At 56.2% G+C, this 24,754-nt stretch carries 25 protein-coding genes; 3 read left to right on the plus strand and 22 right to left on the minus strand.

Annotation, left to right across the window (positions count from 1 at the left end; all coding sequences use genetic code 11):
- Window positions 1–27: 27 nt before the first annotated feature.
- Genes HMPREF1255_RS04195 through HMPREF1255_RS04210 form a run of 4 tightly spaced genes read right to left on the minus strand, consistent with a single transcriptional unit; the run spans window position 28 to window position 4,487 of the window.
- The gene (locus HMPREF1255_RS04195) at window positions 28–966 is read right to left on the minus strand and encodes a CPBP family intramembrane glutamic endopeptidase (protein ID WP_024110808.1); all 939 of its coding nucleotides are present in this window, start codon (window positions 964–966) and stop codon (window positions 28–30) included.
- Window positions 963–1,763, minus strand: coding sequence for a fumarylacetoacetate hydrolase family protein (locus HMPREF1255_RS04200; protein WP_024110923.1), 801 nt, complete (start codon window positions 1,761–1,763; stop codon window positions 963–965). Before HMPREF1255_RS04200 ends, HMPREF1255_RS04195 begins: the two co-directional genes overlap by 4 nt.
- Before the next feature lie 25 nt (window positions 1,764–1,788).
- Window positions 1,789–3,384, minus strand: coding sequence for a citramalate synthase (gene cimA, locus HMPREF1255_RS04205; RefSeq protein WP_036916855.1), 1,596 nt, complete (start codon window positions 3,382–3,384; stop codon window positions 1,789–1,791).
- 23 nt (window positions 3,385–3,407) lie between these two features.
- The gene (locus tag HMPREF1255_RS04210; RefSeq protein WP_024110543.1) at window positions 3,408–4,487 is read right to left on the minus strand and encodes a branched-chain amino acid aminotransferase; all 1,080 of its coding nucleotides are present in this window, start codon (window positions 4,485–4,487) and stop codon (window positions 3,408–3,410) included.
- 115 nt (window positions 4,488–4,602) lie between these two features.
- On the opposite strand from HMPREF1255_RS04210, the gene HMPREF1255_RS04215 reads away from it, so the two are divergent.
- Together HMPREF1255_RS04215 and HMPREF1255_RS04220 are read left to right on the plus strand one after the other, a co-directional pair.
- Window positions 4,603–4,887 (plus strand): YgaP-like transmembrane domain, encoded by a 285-nt coding sequence (locus HMPREF1255_RS04215; RefSeq protein WP_024110610.1) that lies wholly within the window; start codon window positions 4,603–4,605, stop codon window positions 4,885–4,887.
- A gap of 56 nt (window positions 4,888–4,943) precedes the next feature.
- Window positions 4,944–5,999, plus strand: coding sequence for a 3-isopropylmalate dehydrogenase (locus HMPREF1255_RS04220; RefSeq protein ID WP_024110742.1), 1,056 nt, complete (start codon window positions 4,944–4,946; stop codon window positions 5,997–5,999).
- Here the strand turns inward: HMPREF1255_RS04220 and HMPREF1255_RS04225 are convergent.
- The 8 genes from HMPREF1255_RS04225 to HMPREF1255_RS04260 all read right to left on the minus strand — a co-directional run bounded on the left by HMPREF1255_RS04225 (window position 5,996) and on the right by HMPREF1255_RS04260 (window position 15,820).
- On the minus strand, window positions 5,996–6,670 hold the full coding sequence (locus HMPREF1255_RS04225) for a DUF3152 domain-containing protein (RefSeq protein ID WP_051112267.1): 675 nt from the start codon (window positions 6,668–6,670) through the stop codon (window positions 5,996–5,998). The genes HMPREF1255_RS04220 and HMPREF1255_RS04225 overlap by 4 nt on opposite strands.
- Before the next feature lie 179 nt (window positions 6,671–6,849).
- Window positions 6,850–7,878 (minus strand): ketol-acid reductoisomerase, encoded by a 1,029-nt coding sequence (gene ilvC, locus HMPREF1255_RS04230; RefSeq protein WP_024110946.1) that lies wholly within the window; start codon window positions 7,876–7,878, stop codon window positions 6,850–6,852.
- 29 nt (window positions 7,879–7,907) lie between these two features.
- Entirely contained in the window at window positions 7,908–8,417 is a 510-nt protein-coding gene (gene ilvN / locus HMPREF1255_RS04235; protein ID WP_016455672.1) for an acetolactate synthase small subunit, read from the minus strand.
- A complete protein-coding gene (locus HMPREF1255_RS04240; protein ID WP_016455671.1) occupies window positions 8,417–10,165 on the minus strand; it encodes an acetolactate synthase large subunit in 1,749 nt (582 codons plus the stop codon). Before HMPREF1255_RS04240 ends, ilvN begins: the two co-directional genes overlap by 1 nt.
- Window positions 10,166–10,389: 224 nt before the next feature.
- Entirely contained in the window at window positions 10,390–11,154 is a 765-nt protein-coding gene (hisF, locus tag HMPREF1255_RS04245) for an imidazole glycerol phosphate synthase subunit HisF (protein ID WP_016455670.1), read from the minus strand.
- A gap of 52 nt (window positions 11,155–11,206) precedes the next feature.
- The gene (locus HMPREF1255_RS04250) at window positions 11,207–13,927 is read right to left on the minus strand and encodes an RNA helicase (RefSeq protein ID WP_016455669.1); all 2,721 of its coding nucleotides are present in this window, start codon (window positions 13,925–13,927) and stop codon (window positions 11,207–11,209) included.
- Entirely contained in the window at window positions 13,924–14,862 is a 939-nt protein-coding gene (locus tag HMPREF1255_RS04255; protein ID WP_016455668.1) for a YafY family protein, read from the minus strand. Before HMPREF1255_RS04255 ends, HMPREF1255_RS04250 begins: the two co-directional genes overlap by 4 nt.
- On the minus strand, window positions 14,852–15,820 hold the full coding sequence (locus HMPREF1255_RS04260) for a YafY family protein (RefSeq protein WP_036916861.1): 969 nt from the start codon (window positions 15,818–15,820) through the stop codon (window positions 14,852–14,854). Before HMPREF1255_RS04260 ends, HMPREF1255_RS04255 begins: the two co-directional genes overlap by 11 nt.
- Before the next feature lie 103 nt (window positions 15,821–15,923).
- Here HMPREF1255_RS04260 and gluQRS point away from each other — a divergent pair, with 103 nt between their 5' ends.
- Window positions 15,924–16,820 (plus strand): tRNA glutamyl-Q(34) synthetase GluQRS, encoded by an 897-nt coding sequence (gene gluQRS / locus HMPREF1255_RS04265; RefSeq protein ID WP_231376306.1) that lies wholly within the window; start codon window positions 15,924–15,926, stop codon window positions 16,818–16,820.
- 9 nt (window positions 16,821–16,829) lie between these two features.
- Here the strand turns inward: gluQRS and HMPREF1255_RS04270 are convergent, their stop codons facing one another.
- The 10 genes from HMPREF1255_RS04270 to HMPREF1255_RS04315 all read right to left on the minus strand — a co-directional run bounded on the left by HMPREF1255_RS04270 (window position 16,830) and on the right by HMPREF1255_RS04315 (window position 24,735).
- Entirely contained in the window at window positions 16,830–17,831 is a 1,002-nt protein-coding gene (locus tag HMPREF1255_RS04270) for an FKBP-type peptidyl-prolyl cis-trans isomerase (protein ID WP_024110732.1), read from the minus strand.
- An 18-nt stretch (window positions 17,832–17,849) separates the two neighbouring features.
- Complete coding sequence (locus HMPREF1255_RS04275) at window positions 17,850–18,581, minus strand: pseudouridine synthase (RefSeq protein WP_024110527.1); 732 nt, start codon at window positions 18,579–18,581, stop codon at window positions 17,850–17,852.
- Window positions 18,574–19,200, minus strand: coding sequence for an SMC-Scp complex subunit ScpB (gene scpB / locus HMPREF1255_RS04280; protein ID WP_024110843.1), 627 nt, complete (start codon window positions 19,198–19,200; stop codon window positions 18,574–18,576). The genes HMPREF1255_RS04275 and scpB overlap by 8 nt, the downstream gene beginning before the upstream one ends.
- The gene (locus HMPREF1255_RS04285; protein ID WP_024110677.1) at window positions 19,197–20,021 is read right to left on the minus strand and encodes a ScpA family protein; all 825 of its coding nucleotides are present in this window, start codon (window positions 20,019–20,021) and stop codon (window positions 19,197–19,199) included. The genes scpB and HMPREF1255_RS04285 overlap by 4 nt, the downstream gene beginning before the upstream one ends.
- Before the next feature lie 2 nt (window positions 20,022–20,023).
- Window positions 20,024–20,383: a hypothetical protein gene (locus HMPREF1255_RS04290; protein WP_016455661.1), complete on the minus strand. Its 360-nt coding sequence runs from the start codon at window positions 20,381–20,383 to the stop codon at window positions 20,024–20,026.
- Window positions 20,374–21,252 carry a ParA family protein gene (locus HMPREF1255_RS04295; protein ID WP_024110550.1) on the minus strand — a complete coding sequence of 293 codons (879 nt, stop codon included), beginning with the start codon at window positions 21,250–21,252 and terminating at the stop codon, window positions 20,374–20,376. Before HMPREF1255_RS04295 ends, HMPREF1255_RS04290 begins: the two co-directional genes overlap by 10 nt.
- Before the next feature lie 62 nt (window positions 21,253–21,314).
- Window positions 21,315–22,244, minus strand: coding sequence for a site-specific tyrosine recombinase XerD (gene xerD / locus HMPREF1255_RS04300; protein WP_024110616.1), 930 nt, complete (start codon window positions 22,242–22,244; stop codon window positions 21,315–21,317).
- Window positions 22,244–22,885 (minus strand): NUDIX hydrolase, encoded by a 642-nt coding sequence (locus HMPREF1255_RS04305; protein WP_016455658.1) that lies wholly within the window; start codon window positions 22,883–22,885, stop codon window positions 22,244–22,246. Before HMPREF1255_RS04305 ends, xerD begins: the two co-directional genes overlap by 1 nt.
- 108 nt (window positions 22,886–22,993) lie before the next feature.
- On the minus strand, window positions 22,994–23,857 hold the full coding sequence (locus HMPREF1255_RS04310; RefSeq protein WP_024110961.1) for a carbohydrate ABC transporter permease: 864 nt from the start codon (window positions 23,855–23,857) through the stop codon (window positions 22,994–22,996).
- Window positions 23,854–24,735 (minus strand): carbohydrate ABC transporter permease, encoded by an 882-nt coding sequence (locus HMPREF1255_RS04315; protein ID WP_024110763.1) that lies wholly within the window; start codon window positions 24,733–24,735, stop codon window positions 23,854–23,856. The genes HMPREF1255_RS04310 and HMPREF1255_RS04315 overlap by 4 nt, the downstream gene beginning before the upstream one ends.
- Window positions 24,736–24,754: the final 19 nt, after the last annotated feature.

The raw sequence follows: 24,754 nt of genomic DNA on the forward strand, positions 1-24,754 counted from the left end.
GTCTCGCTTAACGCGCGGAATGAAACATTACACGGTCTTTGCCCCAGATACAAAATTGGGGGTTGTACGGGCAACATTCATTTTCTTTCCCACAAACCAGCAGCCTGCGAACGTGATCGCGTAGGCGGCCAAATCCCATCCGGTAGTCGTCCATGAGGAGACCGAGATTGCGTGTGCTTGTGACAGAGTTCCGGTAAGCGTCGCGTAGCCAAACGAAAATACGTTATTAATGACGTGAGCCGCGATCGCCGCCTCAAGCCCACCGGTTAGCACGACGAGGCCGCCGGCCAACAACCCGAACCCGAGCCTATCGACGAAGAGTGGCAGATTCTGGCTGCCATGCATCATCGCGAAAATAGCCGCGGAGAAGGCGACGGAAACCCACGGACTTCTTGCGAATGTGCCAACAGACTGCATGAGATACCCGCGGAACACGAACTCCTCCCCGGCTGCCTGTAACGGGCTAGCGATAAGGATAGAAGAAAACCACAAGCTGGCATTTGAGGGCAGGTCAGGCTGGAATGGCTGGCCGATTCGGCTTAGCCAGTAGATGGCGTTCAATGCCACGCATGCAACTAGCAGGCACGCAAGAAGATAGCGCCACCGCATTCCAGGCTGCACCGATACTAGCCAACGCGGTGGAACCCTATGTATCCAATACACGACTCCGAAACAGATCAGCGTCATAGTCGCGAGGCCAAGGTGGCTGCCCAGCAGACCCTCCGGGTACTCATAATGCATGGCGTAGGAGGCGAACTCGGCAAGGGTCCCGGGGCGGCCGCGCAGCAGCCAACCGAGGCTTACCACCACATAAGCGACCGCCATGACCACGACTAGGTAGCCGAAGAAGACACATAGCAGCCCAACCAAAGATTTGTTGGTGACGCCGGCGTCGTCATCGCGTGCCAAAACGCGCGTGTAATTGACGCTAGGTTCTGGCGTCTGCAGCGGAGCAGTAAAAATCACTTCTCGTCCATAACCGGGTTGGTCAAGGTACCAATCCCCTCGATTTCGACGCTAACCTGCTGGCCAGATTCCATCGGACCGACTCCAGCCGGGGTTCCGGTGAGGATGACATCTCCGGGCAGCAGCGTCGTGAACTGGCTTATGTAGCTGACCAGGTGGGCAACATCGAACGCCATGGACCCCGTCGTGTCCTCTTGACGAACCTCTCCGTCCAGGGTGGTCTTTATGGCCAAATCGCCCGCCGCATTGAGGTCCAGGTGGGTAGAAATCCATGGCCCAAGCGGGCAGAAGGTGTCGAAACCCTTAGCCCTGGTCCACTGCGGTTCCGCGTTTTGGATGTCACGGGCAGTTACGTCGTTAGCGGCCGTGTAGCCGAAAATGACTTCCTGCGAGCGTTCCAGCGGAACCCTTCGGCAGATCCTGCCGATAACGACGGCGAGCTCGCCTTCGTAGTGCAGATCCTGCGTCTCTGCGGGCTTGACGATCGGTTCATTCGGTCCGATCACCGAAGTATTCGGCTTAATGAAAAGCAGCGGATTCTCGGGCACCTGCGAACCGAACTCGGCTGCGTGCTGAGGATAGTTTTTCCCAACTGCGACGATCTTCGAACGCGGAATCACTGGGGCAAGCAGTCGCACGTCCGCCAGATCGACTCGCTCGCCGGTGTAGTTGACCGGCCCAGCTAGCGGGTCACGATTGATAACGGCGATAGTCTGCGGGTTCGAGCCCTTGTCCTCTTCGAGTTCGACCAGCCCATATTGGGGCTGGTCGTTAAGCACAAATCGAGCGATTCTCATGCGTTAAAGCCTAATCGCTTGTCGCTCACTTATTCGAACCGTAGCCCTTCATCAGGCCGTAATGATAGGCATCCGCTAATGCTTCCCAACTCGCCTCGATGACGTCGGTGCCAACACCGAGCGTCGTCCAGGTGGTTTCGCCGTCCGTTGTGACGATCATCACCCTCACGACGGCGTCAGTTCCGGCTTCCATGTCGAGGATGCGAACCTTGTAGTCGGTGAGGCTATAGCTTTTGACGAACGGATACTCACCACTCAGGGCCTGAACTAGAGCCTGGCCCAGCGCATTAACCGGCCCATTGCCAACGCTAATCACGCCCTCTCGCAAACCATTAGCGATCAGCTTCACGCTCGCCTCGGAAACCGAGTTTTCTTCGGAACCATCATCCTCAGACACGACCTTCCAGCTAACCACTTGGAAAGGCAATTCGAGCTGATCGAGATAGTCAAGGACCAGCAATTCGAACGAAGCGTCCGCGAGGTCGTAGGAATAGCCCTTGGACTCGCGCTGCTTGACCAACTCGGCGACCTGATCGGCGACTTTGCGGTCGGAGAGATCCAACCCGAGTTCTTCGCCCTTGACCTGAACACTAGCCCTGCTAGCCATTTCGCTGATAACCATGTGGGTGCTGTTACCCACGGCCCTAGGATCCACGTGCTGATAGAGATTCTCGTTGATCTGCACCGCCTTGGCGTGCAGCCCAGCCTTGTGGGCGAATGCCGAATGCCCGACGAACGGTTGCCTCGGGTTGAGCGGCTGATGGGCGATCTCTGCGATGGAATTACTAATGGACGTCAGCATCCCGAGTTGTCCGGGGCTGATCACCTGCCACTTGTACTTAAGCTGCAGATTGGCGATCACCGTGGTCAGGTCGACGTTGCCGGACCGCTCACCGTAACCATTAATCGTGCCCTGCACATGCATCACGCCGGCATCAAGGGCAGACATGGAGTTGGCCACCGCACAGCCGGAATCGTTCTGACAGTGCACACCGAGGTCGACGCCAACCTGGGTGGCAGCAGACACGATGTCGCCCATGTCGTGCGGCAGCATCCCGCCGTTGGTGTCACACAGCACCACCACTTCCGCCCCAGCTTCTGCCGCCTTGCGCAGCACCGCCATCGCGTAGGTGGGATTTGCCTTATAGCCGTCGAAGAAGTGTTCCAGGTCTACGAACACTCTCTTCCCCAAGCCCACCAGATAGCGCACGGTCTCGTCGACCATCGCCAAATTCTCTTCGAGCGTCGTGCGGAGCGCGTCGTAGACGTGAACATCGTGGGCCTTCGCTACCAGGCAAACTACCTCGGTATTAGCCTCGACGAGTTTGGCTAGCGCCGGATCGTTCTCGCAGGTAAGTCCGGGCTCACGGGTGCGGCCATATGCGACGAGCTTCGCATTGCGCAGCTCGAGCTCTGTGGCAGCAGACTTAAAGAAGTCCTCGTCTCCAGCGACCATTGCCGGCCAGCCGCCCTCGATGAAATTGATGCCAAGTTCATCCAGCAGTCTTGCTATCCGCAACTTGTCGGTAACCGAAAGGTGCATACCTTCCTGTTGGTTACCGTCGCGCAGAGTCGTGTCGTAAATGTGGAACACATCTGGCATCGCCAGTGGGCTACTCATCTGTTTGCTACTACCTCTCGAAATTAAACAACCCGGTGCATCCAGCCACGGGTGTCCTCGACGCGCCCGTACTGGATATCGATTAGGTGATTGCGCAGCTCAAGAGATTTCTTGGGCTCGCCCTTGAAGGCGTAAACGCCGTCTGCATCCTGCAGCGAAGCGATCGGGGTGATGACTGCAGCAGTGCCACAGGCAAACGCCTCTACGAACGCGCCGGATTCGATCCCGTTAAGGACTTCTTCGTAGCTGACCGGACGTTCGACCGGAGTCAGACCGAGATCGGGGGCTAGCTGCAGAAGCGAGTCGCGGGTCACACCCGGAAGAATATTTCCGTTTAGCTCCGGAGTGACCAGTTCGTCGTTGTTCGTGATCAGGCAGATGTTCATTCCGCCAAGCTCCTCGAGCCAGCGGTGCTCTGCTGCGTCTAGGAACAGCACCTGGCTGCAACCTTTCTTCTCAGCGAGCTTTTGCGGCAGCAGCGAAGCCGCATAGTTTCCGCCACACTTAGCGGAACCAGTTCCGCCCACCGCGACGCGGGCGTACTGCGACTCGACCCAGATGTCTACCGCATGAACACCACCGGAGAAATAGGCGCCAACCGGGGAGCAGATGACCACGAAAACCACGGTCTCTGCAGGACGAACACCTAGGAAATCCTCATTAGCCATCTCGAACGGACGAATATAGAGGCTCTGTTCTTCACCGCCCGGCACCCAGCGCTCATCGAGCTTAACTAGGTTTTCGACAGCTTTCAGGTAGTCTTCCACCGGAAGTGCGGGCAGGGCCAGACGCTTTGCGGAATCCGCCATCCTCGCGGCGTTGCGCTCGGGACGGAACAGCCAAACGGAGCCGTCAGCATGACGGTAGGCCTTCATCCCCTCGAACACTTCCTGCGCGTAGTGGTATACGGCGCCGGCCGGATCCATCGCAACGGGAGAATACGGAACAAGCCTGTCGTTCTTCCAACCGTCTTCATGATTCCAATCGGCAACAGCCATGTGATCTGTAAAGAACTTCCCGAAACCGGGGTTCTCGTGGATCGTAGCTATCGCATCATCGGCTAAGAAACTCGGGTTTTCTGGTAATTCAAATTTCAGCGACATGCAAGTAAGGCTAACCCTATTAAGAAGCAGAGAAATTCATAGTCCAATCAGTAAACGCTTGGCCTTTTATATACTTGAAAACGTAACTTACCTGAACCATTAATTAGGAGTAACCATGGGCAAGAAAAAGAAGGAGCCCCAGTACGTATTCATCGATCGTCCCTTAGACCAGAACATCGGTCAGGCAGATCGTGCACTTCGCGGATTGCTGTCCGCAATCTTCTTCACGAGGTCTGGCTCCCATCATGGCCTAAGGCGGGTCATCAACACGCTTCTCGGCTGCACCATGGGCATCTCCGCACTGACCGGACGATCGTCGCTGTACAAGAACCTGGAAATCGACACCACCGATTGCGCCAGCTGGAAGAGCGTACGCGAGTGGCTCAATAAGGCCAATTAAAACTGTCTGCTGAGACTAAACAGTTGACCGCTTGAGCTTTCATTAAGCTAGCCGGCATGACTTCTAAGCAGGCGAGAATTGCAGTTATCCGAGGCGACGGAATCGGACCGGAGGTAGTCGGCGAGGCACTCAAGGTACTAATGGCGACGGTGGGCGAAAACACTTTCGAATTTGTCGATTTCGACCTCGGTGCTCAGCACTGGCTTGCCACCCAAGAGGTACTTAACGACGACACTCTGGAGGAGCTTAAGAAGACTGATGCGATCATCCTCGGTGCCGTCGGCGCCGCCCCCGGTTCGACCACCATCCCTAGCGGCTTGCTCGAGCGCGGGCTGCTGCTGAAGCTTCGGTTTGCCCTAGACCAGGACGTCAATCTTCGTCCTTCCAAGGTCTACCCCAACCAACAGATCCCGCTGGCCGAATGGGTGACCAACGGCGAGCCGATCGACTTTGTCGTTGTCCGCGAGGGAACCGAGGGACTCTACTGCGGAAACGGCGGCAAGCTTCGCGCTGGAACCGACCAGGAGGTAGCCACAGAGGTAAGCGTAAACACCGCTCACGGGGTGAAGCGAGTTGTTCGTTACGCTTTCGAGCTGGCCACCCGCAGATCCAACCACGTCACCCTGCTGCACAAGCACAATGTGCTGGTGAACGCGGGCGGGCTTTGGAACCGAATCTTCAACGAGATCGGCGAGGAATTCCCGCAGGTGAAGCGTGACTACCTGCACATCGATGCGGCCACGATCAAGATGATCACAGATCCTCAGGATTTTGACGTCATAGTCACCGATAACCTCTTTGGCGATATCATCACCGACGAGGCAGCTGCCGTCACTGGCGGAATCGGGCTCGCTCCTTCGGCAAACATCAACTCGTCGCGCGAATTCCCCTCTATGTTTGAGCCCGTGCACGGCTCCGCCCCAGACATCGCTGGGAGGGGAATCGCCGACCCGGTCGCCGCGATCAGCTCGATGGCGCTGCTGCTGGATCACCTGGAGCGCCCGCAAGATGCGGAACGGATCAGAACGGCCGTCAGCGAGTTCATGGCCAACCGCGGAGACGAATCTCTATCCACCTCCCAGATCGGCGACAAGGTAGCAAAACTGGTTTAATCGGGATCGTTTGCAGGCCACACGTTCGGCTTGCAAACATCAACCGACATGCTCTGCTGCTGCATCACCGGGGCCGGAATGCCCTGCCCCGGGCAACTCAGGTGCCCCCTACCGAGGTAGTGACCGATCTCGTGGTTGACCAGGTAGGAACGATATTCCTCGATACTCAGATCAGAAAACGATGGCGTACCGTACATCCACCGATCTGCGTTCAGGTTAACTGCCTCCCCCGCCCGGCAGCTCCAGCAGCTTTGAGTGTCCAAAGGTCTGCAAAACTCGTTTACAGTAGCCGGAGTGGCCAAAGTCACGATCAGTTCGGCGTCATCGGGATCGGGAACGAGTCGGAACGAAACCTTATCGATCGGCGCCCAGCCCCTATCGTCATCCAGGGTCTCTTGGATCTTCTTAGCAACCTCTTCGGGATCAAGACCAAGGCTATCTTCCACCCGGACCGCATAGACGATCTTTCTACCTTCCCTGGCAGAATCCGCAGAGCTTTTATTGATCAGGAACGATCCTGTTGATTTGGCGTCCGAGTGCACGATTCCCTTGGAGTCCGTGCTCGTGGAAAAGGTCGGCTGTGGGCTAACCGAAGGCTCAACGCTGCTAGGGCTCCCGGGAGTGGTTTTCGCAACCGGAGAAAGGCCATAGCTGCCCGGCGAAACAGTCATTGAACCACATGCGCAAAACACGACACAGCACAATGCGAATAAAAGCGCTAGTGGTCGGTTCACAGAAACCACATTAGCGACAATTCGCAGGTAACCAATCATTCGCACTTACGCTGTTCTCCAGAAACAAAAACTGGCCTGGTCAAAAATGACCAGGCCAGTTATCCGATTAGCAACGGTTAGCGTGCAGCGGTGCCTTCGGTGTAGTCGTCGTCGGTGTTCTCGATCCAGCTGAACATCTTGCGCAGTTCCTTACCGGTGGCCTCGATCTGGTGACCGGCCTCCTCCTCGCGCAGCCTCTTGAACTCAGGAGCGCCAGCATCCTGGTCGTCGATGAAGCGCTTCGCGAACGCGCCGTTCTGGATGTCGTCCAGGACAGCCTTCATATTGTCCTTGACGTGCTGATCGATGACGCGACGGCCAGAGACGTAATCGCCGTACTCAGCGGTGTCGGAGATGGACCAGCGCTGCTTGCTGATGCCACCCTCGATCATGAGGTCGACAATCATCTTCAGTTCGTGCAGGCACTCGAAGTAAGCCATCTCGGGCTGGTAGCCAGCCTCGACCAGGGTATCGAAGCCCGCCTGGACCAAGTGAGACATGCCGCCACACAGCACGGCCTGCTCGCCGAACAGGTCGGTCTCGGTCTCCTCCGCGAAGGTGGTCTTGATGCCACCAGCGCGCAGGCCGCCGATCGCCTTCGCGTAGGACTTAGCCAGATCCCAGGCCTTGCCCGAAGCGTCCTGCTCGACGCAAACCAGAACCGGAACGCCACGTCCGTCAGAGTATTCCCGGCGAACGATGTGACCCGGGCCCTTCGGTGCAACCATGCAGACGTCGACGCCCTCAGGAGCCTGGATGTAGCCGTAACGGATGTTGAAGCCGTGGGCGAAGAATAGCGCGTCGCCGTCCTTCAGATTCGGGGCGATCTCGTCGCGGTAGACGTTGCGCTGAACCTGGTCGGGAACCAGGATCATGATGACATCTGCTTCCTTAACGGCATCAGCGACGCTGAGTACGCGCAGACCCTGGGCCTCGGCCTTGGCGCGAGACTTGGAGCCCTCCGCCAGGCCGACGCGAACGTCAACACCGGAATCGCGCAGGTTGAGCGCGTGTGCGTGGCCCTGAGAACCATATCCGATGACGGCGACGGAACGATCCTGGATTACTGCCAAATCCGCGTCGTCGTTGTAGTAAATTTCAGCCATTTTTGCCTTCCTTATTTTTTTCGAGCACGCTAGACGCGAGCCCGTTTTTCATTGATTGATTTCTGGCCGCGACCTAGCGCAACCTGCCCGGATTTAACCAGCTCGATGACGCCGTAAGGCTCAAGCATGGTCAGCAACGCCTCTAGTTTGTCGTGACTTCCAGTGGCTTCGATAGTCACTGAGGTCAGTCCAACGTCAACTGCTTTGCCCCTAAACAGGCTAACCACGTCGATGACGGAGCTGCGATTGGTGTTATCGCAGCGCACCTTCACCAGGATCATTTCGCGGCATACGGAGGACTCCGGAAGCTCTAAAACTTTCAAGACTTCCACGAGCTTGTTCAGCTGTTTCACGAGCTGCTCGACGAACCTTTCGTCGTCGACAACCGTGACCAGCGTCATTCGCGAAACCCCTTCTTTTTCTGTCGGCCCGACCGCCAGGGATTCAATGTTGAACCCGCGCCTGCTGAAAAGAGAAGCGACCCTCGTCAAAACACCTGGGTGATCTTGCACCAAAACGCTAAGTGTGTGCGTGGTCATTAGTCCTCCCAATCTGGCGCCATTTCGCGGGCCACCTTGATCTCGTCGTTACTCGTGCCTGCGGCAACCATCGGCCAAACCATCGAGTCCTTCTTGCAGACAAACTCGACAACTACCGGACGATCGTTGATCTCCATCGCCTTGTTGATCACCTCGTCGACTTCCTCTACAGAGGTTGCCCTCAGACCCGCGCAACCCATCGCTTGCGCGAGCATCGGGAAGTTCGGCAGCGAATCGGTCCTGATGTCGGTGTTCGAATAGTGCTGGTTGTAAAACAGTGTCTGCCACTGCCGCACCATGCCGAGAGTGTTGTTGTTGATGATCGCGATCTTGATCGGAATCCCGTTCAAAGCACAGGTAACGAGTTCCTGGTTGGTCATCTGGAAGCTGCCATCACCGTCAATGCCCCACACGACCTTGTCCGGCTGTCCCACCTTCGCTCCCATGGCTGCCGGAACGCAGTAGCCCATTGTGCCCAGACCCGCGCTCGTCATCCACTGTGCAGGCTTTTTGAACGGCAGGAAGTGGGCCGACCACATCTGGTGCTGGCCAACTCCGGTGACGAAGATTGAATCCGGTCCGGAAATCTCGCCGATCCGTTTAATCACCTGTTGCGGGCTCAGGCCGGTCCCACCTTCGTCACCGGCCTCCCATGACAGCGGGTAGCGCTTCTTCATGACCTGCAGTTTGGCGGTCCACTCCGAGTAATCGGGGATCCGCTTGTGTCGCATTTCGTCGAGCAGCTGCCCGAGGAACATCTTTGCGTCGCCCACGACCGGGACATCGACGGCACGGTTCTTACCGATCTCGGCTGGGTCGATATCAGCGTGAATGATTTTCGCGTTCGGAGCGAACGTGTCCAACGCGCCGGTGACGCGATCATCGAACCTGGTGCCAACAGCAATCAGAAGGTCCGAGCGCTGCATAGCTCCGACGGCTTGAATTGTGCCATGCATGCCAGGCATACCCAGGCACAGCGGGTGATCGTCGGGGAAAACGCCGCGCGCAGGAAGCGTGGTAACCACCGGAATACCGGCTAGCTCAGCCAAGTCCTTCAGCTCCTGCCAAGCACGAGCGCGAACCACGCCGCCACCGACGTATAAAACGGGCTTGACGGACTCACAGATGAGGTCCGCTGCGGCCTCAACCTGGCGGTTGTGCGGACGAACCGTCGGCTTATATCCGGGCAGCTTCACCTCGTCGGTGAAGTCGAATGGCACGGTGTCGTTCTGCGCATTCTTAGTGATATCTACCAGAACGGGGCCGGGACGCCCAGTGGAGGCGATGTGGAATGCAGCCTTGATGATCTCCGGAACGTTGCGCGCGTCTTTAACCAAAAAGTTGTGTTTCGTGATCGGCATCGTAATGCCCCTGATATCGGCCTCTTGGAAGGCGTCGGTGCCGATTGACTCGGAGGAAACCTGACCGGTGATCATGACCAAAGGCACCGAATCCATGTATGCATCGGCCAGCGCTGTGACACCGTTGGTGGCGCCTGGGCCACTGGTCAGGATTGCGACGCCTACGCGTCCAGTAGCCAAAGCGTAGCCCTCTGCAGCGTGGCCCGCACCTTGTTCATGACGAACCAAAACCTGCTTAAGAGAGGATTCGTATAGCGCATCGTAAATAGGCAGCGCGGCGCCACCGGGAAGACCGAAAACTACTTCTACGCCTACTTTTTCCAAAGAAGTAATAAGCGCCTGGGCGCCTGTCAGCATCGGTAGCTGCTTTTCGGACTGGTCTGCCATCTTGCTCCTCCATATTTTCGACGCGCAACCGCTAGATAATAAAAAACCCTCGATGCCTTTGGGCATTCGAGGGAGCGCTTCTGAGCTTCACTACCTTGCAGACCAACCGGCCGGCAAGATTCTGCCGAGAAGCGCTAAACGATTACTAGCTCGTTGCTACGCATGAATGAAAATATATCGGCAAGTTTTACCGTTTCACAATGCGTCTCAAATGGTGGATAAGGTTATTTTCTTACTTCTATCCCAGCGTTTGCCAAACCCTGTTTGACTTCGGCAATCGTAATGGTTTCGTAATGGAAAACTGATGCCGCCAAAAGCGCATCTGCGCCGGCCTTTGCGGCATCGATGAAATGCTGAACCGTGCCTGCTCCGCCCGAAGCGATGATCGGGACGTCGACGACCTCGCGTACTGCCTTGATCATCTCGATGTCGAAACCGCTAGTCGTGCCGTCGGCATCCATTGATGTCAACAGGATCTCGCCAACTCCCCTGTCTTGTGCTTCCTTGGCCCACTCGATTGCGTCCAAATTCGCCGGGCGCTTGCCACCGTGAGTGGTGACGCCAAAGCCGGAAGGCTGATCGTCCTGGCGACGGGCATCAAGACTGAGCACGACGACCTGCTTACCGAACCTATTGCTTACGTCCGTTAGCAGCTGCGGATTAGCGATCGCTGCCGTGTTGATGCCGACCTTGTCGGCTCCACAACGCAGCAGATCATCGACGTCTTCAACCGAGCGTACTCCTCCGCCTACGGTTAGCGGAATGAAGACGGTCTCGGCGCACCTACGCACCATGTCGCGGGTAGTCGCCCTGCCCTCGTTGGTCGCGGAAATGTCTAGGAAAGTCAGCTCGTCGGCGCCTTGCTCGTTGTAGCGTGCTGCCAGTTCAACCGGATCGCCGGCGTCGCGCAGGTTCTCAAAGTTGACGCCTTTGACCACACGTCCGGCGTTGACGTCGAGGCACGGAATGACACGGATAGCTAAACTCATGAGCTAAAGCTTAACTGCCCAACAAGAGTTTTCCAGGTTTCGTCCAAAGGAACTATTCGGCGCCGAAGTCGACTATGTCACGACGCATGGAGTTGACCACACCCCGGCAGGTTTCCCGAATCGGTTGCGCTCCAGGGGCGTTTGATAGCTGGCTTGCTAGATCGATAACCTGACGCACCCAGCGCACGAAGTCGCCGGCAGGCATGTCGGAGTCATCCAGCAAGTCGGCAAGCCCTTCGCCAGCAGCCCATCGATAGGCCAGCTCAGCGAACCCGATCTCTGGCGAACGGCTACGCTCAACTCTCGCATCGCGCTCGACCTTGTTGATGTCTCGCCAGATTCGACGAACCTGCGTCTGCACGGCCTCGGAATCGCGGTCTGGCATAGAGAAGAACCTGCCCGAATCAGCGCGTCGGGCCTCATAGACGAGGGTCGAAAGCACTGCCGCCAAGGAGGGCACGCCAAGATCAACAAAGACGTTCTGCCGCACGCACTCTGCAACAACAAGATCTAGTTCGGAATAGATGCGCTGCAGCATCTTTCCGTCGTCGGTAACCACATCGCCGTCTAGATAACCGAGAGAGTCAAGCACTAGGCAAATTCGATCGAACTGTGCGGAAATAGAATTTCGGCTCTTCGGCTTAGGAGCAACCTTGCGCTCGATACGAATAGCCTGCTCTGCGCTGCGCGCATGGGCCTCCCGATCTGGACAAGAATGGCAAGGGTGCTCTCGGAGCTGGGCGCGCAGCTCGTCTATCTCGGCCGCAAGCTGCTTATCTCTGCCTGGCTTCGATGCCGGTGGTGGAGTCCGGTCGATAGTCTCTAGCCGAGCATCAAGCGATCTCGCGAACGCCTTCCTGTCGGCTGCCGAGCGTTGGTCGAACTTCTTCGGCACCCGAACCCTTGAGCGCACAACACCCGGAACTGGAAAGTCACCGTCGGTCAGCCTCAAAGCAATGTGCTTCTGCGTCATCACCAGCGGATGTGGCACTGGCGGACGTCCAGGATCGGCGACCGCAGCCCAACCCTTGTGTTTGCCTGCAGGAACCCAGATGACGTCTCCAGGCTCCAGTCCGAAGAGGAAGTCCAACACCTCGGCACGCTTGTCGCCCTTACGCAGCTTCGCAACCTCATTTTCTAGCTGGCTGATCTGCTCACGAAGGTTCGCGTATTCGCGGAAGTCACCTTTAGAACAAGTGGCTTGTTCCCAAAGCTCTTTGGCCCGGTTAGCTTCGGTGGCGTGCAGTCTGGCTGCCTTCACGACCTTTCGATCTGCCTGGAACTGGGCAAAGCTCTGCTCCAGAAGTGCTCGCGCTCGGTCTCTACCTATAGTCCCGACCAAGTTAACGGCCATGTTGTAGTTGGGAGTGAAGCTGGAACGAAGCGGGTAGGTTCGCTTCGACGCCAGGCCAGCGACAGCACGCGGATCGATGCCAGGCTGCCATGCGACGACTGCATGTCCCTCGGTGTCGATCCCCCGTCTGCCCGCACGCCCAGTTAGCTGGGTGTATTCGCCGGGCGTGATGTCGACGTGCGCCTCACCGTTGTATTTCACCAGCCGTTCAATGAGGACGGTCCTGGCAGGCATGTTGATTCCCAACGCTAGGGTTTCGGTTGCGAATACCACCTTGATCAGGCCCCTGGTGAAGCCCTCCTCGATGATCGCCTTGAATGCCGGCAGCAATCCTGCGTGGTGAGCCGCGATACCGCGCCCAAGAGCCTCGACGAAATTGTCCCAACCAAGCGCCAGCTTGTCATCGTAGGTCAACTGTGCGGAGTACTTTTCAGCGATCCGCATTAGCTCGGAGCGCTCTACTGAATTCGTCAGCACGATGTTGGTGCCAAGTAGTTGCTGAACCGCGCCATCGCATCCAGCACGGCTGAACACGAAAACGATCGCGGGCAGCAGGTTCTCTTTCGCCAAGCCCCGAACCATCTGTCCCCTAGACGGCCGGAGGGTTTTTCTTCTATCGTCGCCGCGATCGCGATAGCGGCTAGCGGCTGCACCGCCGTACCTTCCGGAACCAAAGCTGACGTTGCGCTTGCCCTTACCCGAGCGCCCTCTGGGCCTCCTGGAATCGTCGCGCTGGTTTCTGGCTTCGCCGCGCTCCAGCTTTAGCAGCTTCTGATTCACCTTGCCATTAACGAACAGGTCGATCACTTGTTCGTTGACCAGCATGTGCTGGGCTAAATCAACTGGGCGTTTTTCGCTGACGACAACCGCGACGTCTCCTCGCACCTCGTCTAGCCACTCGCCGAATTCCTCCGCGTTGCTGACCGTGGCGGATAGGCAGATCAGGTCGACGTCTGGCGCCAGGCCAAGAATAACCTCTTCCCAGACGGCGCCGCGGAATCGATCGGCCAGGTAGTGAACCTCGTCCATCACCACGTAGCCAAGACCCTGCAGCGTACGAGAACCCGCGTAGAGCATGTTCCGCAACACTTCGGTAGTCATGACGACGACGTCGGCCTCGGAGTTAACTGACTGATCGCCGGTGAGCAGGCCAACCGAATCGGCTCCGTAGCGGGCAACCAAGTCGTGATATTTCTGGTTGCTAAGCGCCTTAATCGGTGTGGTGTAGAAGCATTTTTTGCCGGTCTGCAAAGCAAGCCAGCAGCCAAATTCTCCAACCACTGTTTTGCCCGAACCTGTGGGAGCTGCGACCAAAACGCCGGAGCCATCCAAGACTCGCTGGCATGCCTTGATCTGGAAATCGTCGAATTTAAAGCCGTAGCCAGCCGAGAACTCGGCCAGCATCTCAGTGTCAGTCATTGTTTCTCGATCTGGTCGTACATCTTCAGTGTTTGTTGCGCGGCGTGCACGGCATCCTTCGCTAGAGATTCGTCTTCGACGCGGGCGCCGTCGCCAAGACGCAAAAGAATCGACGTGAGCCAGGCGTCGCTCGCCACTTTGAATCGGGCGCGCACCGAGCCATCAGTTTTGCGCTCGAGAACTTCGCACGGGTGGTATTCGCAAACCCATGCGGCATCCGGAGCGAGGACGAGCACAACATCCTTCTCCTTTTCGAACCACTGGCCGCTCGGCGCCTCGCCGTGGTCTTCGGCGCTCTGCCCGGTGTATTCCACGCTGATTATTCGATCGAACCTGTAGACCCGCCAATCTTTGGCGTCCAAGCTCCAAGCGTTCAGATATGCCACGCCATGCCTGACCTCGATGAGAACCGGGTCGATGACAGGTTGCGTCGTGACGGCCCGTGACGCGCCATCGTAGACGAGTTTGACTCTGTTGTTATTAGAGATTGCGGCGGCTAACCGATCGCGCACTTCATCGGAGCCCGACGAAATCTCGAAATGGACCCCGCTTCCGGCGCCCGTGATTTCTTCAAGCTTCGCTATCGCAGAATTCGCCGTTTTCGCTTGTTCTCCGGTGGCCGCCTCGCGAACAACTTCAAGCGCTGCGAGCAGGCTCATAGCCTCGTCCTGCGTCAGACGCAGCGGCCTGTTCAGGTACTCCGCATTGCTGATCTGGATCACGCCATCTTCGATGGCCGCGTCCATATCAACGTCAATCAAATCGTCCGGATATCCGCCCGGCAAACCACACATGAATAACGTCGAAAGATCGTTTATAACCTGGCGTTTGGTTATGCCAAACATCTTTGCCAACGACTTGGTTGTCAGGCTCTCTCCGCTCTGGGCAAGAGGAAGAATCGCCAACATTCTGCAGAGCTGGTCTTTATTCTTCATGCTCACCCCCGTGGGCACCTATCACTTGCTTTAATCGCTCGATCACCTGGTTTTTCAGTTGGTCCGGTTCGAGCACAAGCACCTGCGAGCCAAAGCTTGCGATTTCGGCCACGGGATTGTACGGCAGCCTAACCCGCCAGACCTGAAAGCCTTCAGGAAGCTCACCTCTCCATTCGATGCGTTCGCCGCGGCGACGAAGAGCGGGCGCGTGAGACTTCCGAATGGCCAAAACGGCCTCGCCGTTGTCACCGCTAGGGGCGATCGAAGCAGCCATGTCGTTTAAAGTTTGCGAATCAGGAATTTCATAATCGGCGACCTCGCCAACCTTAACGTTCGACGTTATGCGGTTAAGTCTGAAAATTCGCGACGATTCCTTCGTCACGTCGTAGCCCAGCAGGTACCAGATGTTTGAGCGCATAACTAGACGCCACGGCTGAACGATCCTCGTGGCCGGAGAGTTGCGATACTCGAAAGAGACTACGCGCTTTTCAGCGAGCGCCTCCCAGATCGGCTCGAATGACGGGTCCTCAACGCTCACCCGAGTTTCCAGCACTCCATCCTCGCGATCGGATTCAATTTCGACTCCACCTGCGCGCAGCTTTAGCAGGGCCTTCCTAGCCTGGTCTGAAGTGCTTGCCTGCTGCCAGACGCTCGATGCTAGCGAAAGTAGAGCCGTCTCATCCTTGCTGAACTGGACTTCAGGGAGTTCATAATCGCTGCGTTTGATCATGTAGCCGGTCTCGTCACTGAAAAGTGCCGAGTTGCTGCCGGTCTCGATTGGGACGCCTCTGGCGCGCAGCTCGTCCTTGTCGCGTTCAAATGTGCGCTCAAAGTTGGAATCGTTCAGGTCTCTATAACCCTCTATGCGGGCTCGGATCTCGTCACGGGAGACGTATTTGTTGGCGGAAAGCAGCATGATCGTTAAATTCATCAACCGCTCTGATTTCTTCTGCGCCACGAAATCAAATCTAGCAGTGCGCTGGAAACGACTTTGCGCTTTCGGGCCATTAGCTATTGCTACGAGCGCAATGCCACCGTCTGAGCGGGCTAACCTTAATTGTGTGAAAACAATCGGTCGCTTTGCCCCTAGCCCAACCTCTGATCTGCACATCGGAAACCTTCGCACCGCAGTTCTCGCCTGGCTCTTCGCGAACGCGGAAGGCGGCGAGATGCTGCTGCGCGTTGAGGATCTTGATCAGCAGCGCGTGGCGGCAGCACCCGGTGTGGCTCGCAGGCAGATCGAAGACCTTCGTAGTCTCGGGCTCAGCTGGCCAGAACCGGTATGGCGCCAGTCCGAACGTATCGAGGTTTACCGTGAGGCGGCGTCGAAGCTCGAAACCTACGAGTGTTTCTGCACTAGACGCGAGATCGCAGCGGCATCGCAGGCACCGCACGGCGACTACCGCCCATATCCCGGAACGTGCGCGATCCTTACCCAAGCCCAGCGGGACGAAAAACGGCAGAACCGCAAGCCAGCGATCCGCGTTCGCGCCGAACAAGCAACGTTCACGGTCCACGATATCCATGCGGGAGACGTCACCGGCGTCGTCGACGACTTTGTACTATTCCGCGCCGACGGCACGCCCGCATATAACCTAGCGGCCGTGGTTGACGACGGGCTCGGCGGAGTGAACCAGGTCGTTCGTGGCCGCGACCTACTCGACTCCTCGCCCCGCCAAGCATGGCTTGCCTCAAAACTCGGCTTCGTGGTGCCCACTTACGTCCACGTTGGGCTTGCCGTTAACGAAAACGGAGACAGGCTTGCAAAACGCGACGGCGGTTACACGCTTCGAGATCTCAAGGCAGGGCCTCGGGAGTTTTTCGCGAAGCTTTGCGAGTCCGCCGGCCTGCCCCCCGCAAATACGCCAAAAGAACTAAAAGATCGCCTCGCCGGCACCGATTGGCGCCAAAGCGAGGCGATCTGGAACGACTGGGTCATTTCCGGAAGCCTGTTTTAGACTCCGTTTTTAGCCCTGCTTAGGAATGGGCTGAGTGAAGAGGATGTCCACCACGCAAGCAACCGAAGTGTTCGGCTCTAGCGGCGGATTCGGGTTGCCCTTCGGGTAAGCGACCGAACCGGGAAGAGTGACCAGCACGCGGCTGCCCTCCTTCTTCCCAACCAACTGCTGCCAGAGGGGCTCCAGCGGCTTCTGTTGAGACGCCTTGGCGTCGATCACGGCCTTGTTGCCGAAGTCGCTGTAATACTGCTTTCCATCCCAGGTGGTACACACGGAATGCGACTTCAGAATGTCGCCGTCTGCCAGCGCACGTCCCTTGCCTTCGACCAGAACCGCAGAGGCTGCCTCTTTCGGCGCAGCCACTCCTGCTATGTCAATAACGGGCTTGCCGTCCTGGTCACTAACTTTTGGGAAGCCTGCCGGGCTAGACATTTTGCCGGAAACTGCCGGCTGCTCGGTGCGAACAACATCAACCACGAAGAACAAGGTGTCGCCGGGGTTGATCTTCGCCTGCGGCATGCCCATCGGGTCGTAGCCGTCGGAGCTGGCGGCGGCGATCAGAACGCGGCTGCCCTCCTTCTTGCCGACCAGGCCCTTCTGGAATCCCTTGATGACGCCGTCAAGCGGGAAATAGGTGGAGCTACCGCGGTTGTAACTATCGTCGAAGGTCTCGCCGGTGGTGCCGTTAATGCCCATGTAGTGCACCTCGACGGTGGCGTTATCGTTGGGTACCTCGGCACCGTCGCCCTCGACGATCACCTTAGACATCGTTTCTTCTACCTCGACCGGGTAGTCGATGCCCTCGACGGTCGGCTTTTCGCCGAAGTTGTCCGATACCTTGACGTCGTCAAGCGAGCCGAGCTTCTTCTTCTGGACCGAGGCGGTGGCCGACGGGCTGCCCGAAGGGGCTGCGGAGCTGTCGGCGTTATCTGCGTTACCGCCCGAGCAACCAGTCAGCATCAAAGCTGAGATTGCAGCAGCGGATAGAACTTTTACAAAACGTTTCTGCACGCTATGAAACATTACCTGCTACATCTTTACTAGGTCTAAAAGCTCGCCGAGTTCGTTGCGGGTCAGTTCCCTACTCTCGCCTACTTTCAGCCTGCCGAGCTTGACCGGCCCGATCTTGATGCGCGACAACCTGCGGACGGGGTGGCCGATCGTGTCGAACATTCGGCGAACGATTCGGTTGCGGCCCTCATGCAAAGTGACCTCGACCATGGAGCGAGATTCCGTGCGCGAAACCAGCTTCACATTATCTGCTCGCGCGGGGCCATCTTCCAGCGTTACGCCCTTCTTCAGCCGCTTTAGCGCGTGGTTCTCGATCCTGCCTTCGCATTCCACTAGGTATACTTTCGGCACCTCGTAACTGGGGTGCGTCATGCGGTGGGTGAACTCACCGTCATTGGTGAGCAGAATCAGGCCTTCGGTATCCGTGTCAAGACGTCCTACATGGAACAGCCTTGTGCGCGAATCCACGTAGTCGAGCAGCGTCTCGCGGCCCTGGGGGTCGTCCATAGTGGAAACCACGCCGCGAGGCTTGTTCAACACGACGTAAACATGCCTGCGCGCGGTCGGAATTCGGGAGCCGTCCACCCTGATCTCGTCCTTGTCCGGATCTACCCGTAAACCTTGTCGCAGCACGATTTCGCCGTTGACCTCGACGCGACCCTCGGCAATCATTTCTTCACTTGCTCTGCGGCTAGCGACGCCCGCCTGAGCGAGCACCTTCTGCAGCCGAATCTTGTCGTCATCACTCATTTTCTTCTCCTGACGTTTCGTCGGCGTTTTCTTCTGGTTCGCCAGCCAGCCCGGCTAGTTCCTGCTCCAGCTGGTTCGCATCCGGCAGCAGCGGCGCGATAGGTGGTAGATCTGCGAGGCTAGCCAAGCCTAGCCGTTCGAGGAAATAATCGGTGGTTCTGAGCATCGTGGCGCCGGTCTGTTCGTCGTTTCCTTCTTGCTCGACGAGCCCACGAGCGATGAGCGTGCGCACCACGCCGTCAACGTTCACTCCCCTGACCGCGGAGACTCTCGACCGTGAGACGGGTTGCATGTAAGCGATGACGGCGAGCGTCTCGAGGCTAGCCTGCGTAAGTTTGTTCTGCTGGCCCTCGATGATCCAAGTTTTAATTACTTCCTCGTGCTCAGGACGAGTAGCGTAACGCCAACCGCCGGCAACATTTCGAAGCTGAAATCCCCTGCCAGTTTCGTTATAGAACTCAGAAAGCGCCTCTAGGGCTTCCCTGACGACGGATTCCTCCGCGCTTACTGCATGCGCTAGTTCTTCGACGCTGAGGGCCTCGGTGGCCATGATCAGGATCGCCTCGAGTTCTCCCGAGATCTCCTGCGGGGTTCGGTCAAGCTCAGTTTCTTCGATCATTCTTCACTCGTTTCGTCGAATTCTCCGCTGAATTGAATTTCGCCGTTGTCTCTTCCGGACCAATGCACGGTCAACTCGCCGAGAGGTGTTAGTTGTTCAAAAGTCACTTGCTTCTGACGGAATAGCTCCAGCAAAGAAAGGAACCTAACCACTGTGTGTAGCTTGTCGGCGTCGGCACATAGCGCCCGAAATGTCATTGTTTTCGCCGCCCGCAGCTTTTTTACCACCTTGGTACCCTCTTCCTGCACGCTCACCTGCACGATATGCAGCTGACTCAGCGGCATCTCCGGCATTTCCTGTGGCGTGAAAACCTTCACCGCAACTTTCGTGAAGCGTTCCAGCCCACCAGGAAACTGGACCTCCGGCAGCACATCGGCGAATTTACTTTCGAGCCCGCCGGGCCTGTAGTGAATATGCTCTGCAGCCTCTAGCGAAGCTGCGAACCACTTAGATATTTCCTTGTATGCCCGATACTGCAAGAGCCTTGCGAACAGGAGGTCGCGGGCCGCGAGAATTTCCAGGTCCTCCTCGTCTTCCACTTCCCCCTTCGGCAGCAGTCGAGCAGCCTTAAGGTCCAGAAGCGTGGCGGCAACGAGAAGAAACTGGCTGGTCGTCGCTAGATCCCAGATCTTCGTCCCGGCCTTCGCATGCGCAACGAATTCGTCGGTGACTTCGCTCAGCGCGATCTCTGTCACGTCTAGGCGCCGCTTCGAGATTAGTTGCAGCAAGAGGTCGAAGGGGCCCTCGAAATTGTCCAGGCTAACGGTAAACGGGTTGCCCTCGACGTCGACGAAGCTGTGTTCGTCCGAGGCGGAAGCCATGTCTAGCCCTCTTGCTCAAGCATATTGACAACGTTGGCCTCGCCACCGCGCTCATCCAGATCGTTGATGGCTAGCGCGACTGCGGCACGCACCAGCTTGCCTCGATCGACCCGAAGACCAAACTCCGCCTTGAGCCTCAGCCTCGCCTGTTCTAAGGCCATCAGCTGTTCGCTGGAGATGTAGACGGTGATTTTTTCGTCATGCTTCGGACGAGCCTGGTCCTGCTGCTTCGGAGCTGGCGTTTTTTTGGTCTGCTCCTGCGCAGGCTGGCCCATCGTCTTACGAAAGAGTTCGTTCGCTCCCGGCAGATCCGAAGTCTTGGCCTCGAGATTAGCTGCTATCGAGCTGCGATCTACTCGCATCGTGCGAGCACCTCCCTGCCCAGCTGGCGATATGCGTCAGCTCCAGGAGAAGAGGGAGCGTAGCTGGTGATTGGTTCGCCAGCCACGGTCGTCTCCGGGAACCTGACGGTGCGCTTGATTATGGTGTGGAAGACCTTGTCTCCGAAAGCCTCGATGATTCGCTCGAAGACCTCCCTAGTGTGGATCGTTCGGGTGTCCACCATCGTCGGCAGGATGCCCAGCAGATCGAGCTCGGGGTTAAGCCTGTCCTTCACCTTGTTGATCGTGTCGTAGAGCAGAGCGACGCCACGAAGCGCGAAGAATTCGCACTCGAGAGGCACCAGGGCCCAATTCGACGCCGTCAAAGCGTTGACCGTAAGCAGGCCGAGCGAAGGCGCGCAGTCGATGATGATGTAGTCGTAGCGATCGCGAACCTTGTAAAGCAGCCTCTTGAGCGTCAACTCGCGAGCAACCTCGCTGACGAGCTGGATCTCTGCGGCTGACAGGTCGATGTTTGCGGGCAGCAGATCGCAGCCGGGCGCCGCGTCGGGAATAACCACGTCGTCGAAGCTGTATTGATCCGAGAGTAAAAGGTTGTACACGCTCAGTTCGAGAGTGTGCGGGTTTACTCCCAACCCAACGGAAAGAGAACCCTGCGGGTCGAAGTCAACGAGCAGCACCTTGCGTCCGGTCTCTGCGATCGTTGCGCCGAGATTAATGCTGCTAGTGGTCTTACCGACCCCGCCCTTTTGGTTCGTCATAGAGATGACGATGGCGTTCTTTGGGCCCGGGGCCGGGGGCTGAGGCTCGGGATAGTCCGGAATGGGACGGCCAGCTAAATCGACGTTTTCCTCGTCTTGTTCTGGCAATTCAAAGAGCTCATCGCTCATCACACACTCCTATCGTTCGAAAACAACAATAGTCGACAAGTCTGCTTTTTAGAACTGACGTATTACCTTGCCCTGGGGTGTGCGGTTATATAGACCTCACGCAACTTTTCGATCGTCACTTCGGTGTAGATCTGAGTCGTTGTTACCGACGAGTGACCTAGCAGTTCTTGAACGACCCTGATGTCGGCTCCGCCTTCGAGAAGGTGGGTGGCGAAGCTGTGCCGAAGGCTGTGCGGGCTTATCTCCTTAGTGATGCCAGCACTTGCCGCACGCTCACGCAGGATGGCCCAAGCGGATTGCCTGGAAAGCCTGCGACCTAGCGTGTTCAGGAAAAGCGCAGCAGTAGATTTTTTAGCCTTTCCCAGCAGAGCGGGACGCCCACGAACCAGCCACGCATCTAGCGCTTTCCGGGCATATGAACCAAGCGGGACGATCCTCTGTTTACTGCCTTTGCCCAACAGCCTCAGCCCCGAATCGGGATCTTCCAGCACGGAAGTGACGTCATCTACGTCTAAATCAAGAACCTCACTGATTCGGGCTCCGGTGCCGTATAAAAGTTCTAGGAGGCAAGAGTCTCTGAGCCCTAGCGGTTCAGAGGTGTCGATAGAGCCCAGCAGCCTTTGCACCTCGTCGATATCTAGCGCCTTCGGCAGCCTCTTTCCCAGTTTCGGGACGGCTATCGACTTACCGACGTCCTCTTTCGTCAGCCCCTCCTGGGCAGCGAAAGAGTGCAGGTTCCTGATGGCCACCATCGCCCTAGCGACGGAAGATTTCGCTAGTGCCGGATGCTCGCCGTCTCCAGTCGACAATTGCGTTTGATACGCGTTGATCGTCTCTGAATCGACGACGTCTATATCGTCTACGGCCCTAGCTTTTAGCCAGTCTATGTACCTGCCTAGGTCCCTGCGATACGCGGCGACAGTGTTTATAGATAGCCCTCGTTCGACGATTACGTGATCGAGATAGCCCTGTAACAGCCGGTCTAGCCCCATTAAGACTGCGACCTGCGTTCGACCAGACGCTCACGTGCAGGCCAAGGCGAATCGGCTGGGCGCAGATCTTCGACGCGGCCCTGTTCCAGCGCAAGCTTGAGGCTAAGCACGCCGTTGACCATGGTCGGGCTCTGGATCTTACCCGCATAGACGTTTTCGACTAATTCGTCCAGATCTATCCAGTGCACGCTCATTTCGGCTTCTTCGTCCTCCACGACGAAGCCTTCCGGACGAGGCGCGGGTTTGAGATCGCGGGCCAAGTAGACACGGATGGGCTCGGCAAGACCACCAGGCGAAGTGAAGATATCGACCAAGACGGACCACTTGCCGGCAGAAAGCATCGCTTCCTCGGCAAGCTCGCGCTTGGCAGCCACTAGCGGATCTTCGTGTGCGACGTCCATCAGCCCTGCGGGGGGCTCGATCAGCCTCATCCGAACCGGGTGCCGGTATTGATCGACGACCGCGATTCGTCCTTTGTCATCCAGCGCGATGATGCTCACCGCTCCGGGGTGATCGGCGTATTGACGAACCATTGACCCACCGGAGGGAAGCTCAACCTCGTCCTCGATGAAGTCTTGAACCCTGCCCTCGGCCTTAACCGTGTGCCGGATTACCTTCCACGACTCCTGTTGATCGATCATGCTCAACTTCCAAATTTTACAATTCATACACCTTGGAATTGGTGAATCACTAGTTGAAGCTTACCTCGGAGCTTAATGCACACTCCATTTCTAAAAAAACTTTCCAGATCAACCTTTAGTAGCGCCTGATGATAAACCAGAAATAATGTGTTTTTGAGCGAATAAAGAAAACACGAAAATTGGAATTGTCATCAATACTGCAGCAGCCATAAGTCCACCCCAATCGATGCTCGCATATCCAACAAAATCGAACAGAGCAACAGGGAGTGTTTTCTTACTGGAAGCTCCAAGGATCATCGAGAAGAGCAGATGGTTCCAAGAGAATATGAAAGACAGCAGTGCGGACGTTGCGATACCAGACTTCGACAGCGGTAAAACAACCCTAACGAAAGTTCCTATACGAGAAAGACCATCTATTCTCGCTGCATCTTCTATATCTCGCGGAACCGCATCAAAGAAACTAATCATAATCCAAATAACCATTGGCATAGTAATGATCATGTGGCTCATAATTAACGAGAAATAGCTTCCCACTAATTTCATCCTCGTAAGAAGAATGTACCAAGGGACAAGATAAGTAATTCCAGGAAGCATCCTAACCAAAAGCAAAACCACACTTGTTGTTCTCATTGTAAATCTAGAAATCACATACGCAGCAGGAAGACCGATTACTAACGAGAATAGAGTTGCCCCTACAGCAACAACAACTGAGTGCAAAGTAGCTTCAGGAATGTTACTTTCAGTAAGAATTTTCGCATAATTTTCTATAGTTGCATCGAACACAAACAACTTGCTTGGGTTATATATGTCGACATTCAACTTAAAAGAAGAAAGCACCATCCAAATAATTGGGAATGCACATAAGAAAGCTATTAACGCGATAGAAATGAAACGAAAAACGCCTGCAGCTTTCCTCTTTATGGGAATTTTTCTTTCACCAGACGACGATGCCCGCTTAACCATGGATGTCATTTCAGAATCGCCTCAGCCCTATTTTGAATTCTCGAAGTAAGAAGTGTTATTGCAAGCACGATCGCTATAAAAACAACGATCACCGATGAGGACAATCCAAAGTTTGTGTACTCAAAGGCTTGTAGGAATCCATAAATATTCAATGTTTCCGTAGAGCTTCCAGGCCCACCCTTTGTTGTTGAATAAATAATGTCGAAAGTCTTAAGCGAGTCCACTAAACGCAAGATTATCGCAGAAAACATAGAGGGGAGCATTAGCGGAAAAGTCAAATGCCAGAATCTCTGCCACGCAGATGCACCATCGACCATTGCCGCCTCGTAGGGCTCTTCTGGAAGAGCAGTTAAACCGGCCAACAAAATGAGAATCATCATAGGAGTCCACTGCCAAATATCGATGAGCATCAGCCACCAAATGGCGCCACTCGGATCAGCTAAAAAATGTTGTGTTCCGAATCCTAAAGATTTCAAAATTATATTTCCGAGGCCGATGTTAGGGTCAAGAATAAGCATCCAGGCCATTGCGATCGCAACAGGAGTAGCTACGACTGGAAGCAAAATAATCGTTCGCACAACACTTTGCCCCCTGAAAGATTTTCTGAGCAACAAAGCTGCCATGTATCCTAAAACGACTTCACCCACAACAGTTACCAGCGTGAATAGAAGAGTTCTCCAAACAGCCGGAACAAATCTAGCATCACTAGTAAACAAGTTTATGTAATTACCAAACCCGAGCCATTTCGGATCTTTTAGAGCACTACCGCTCCATACAGTCATGCTTACATAACCCGTATAGATTAGCGGGAAAATTAAAACTACTGCCGTGAAAATAAAAGCCGGAATTACGAAAGTTGCTCTAATATGTTTATTTAAAAACCTCACTACAACCCCACTCCTGATT

Source organism: Propionimicrobium sp. BV2F7, from assembly GCF_000510445.1.
Taxonomy (GTDB): domain Bacteria; phylum Actinomycetota; class Actinomycetes; order Propionibacteriales; family Propionibacteriaceae; genus Propionimicrobium; species Propionimicrobium lymphophilum.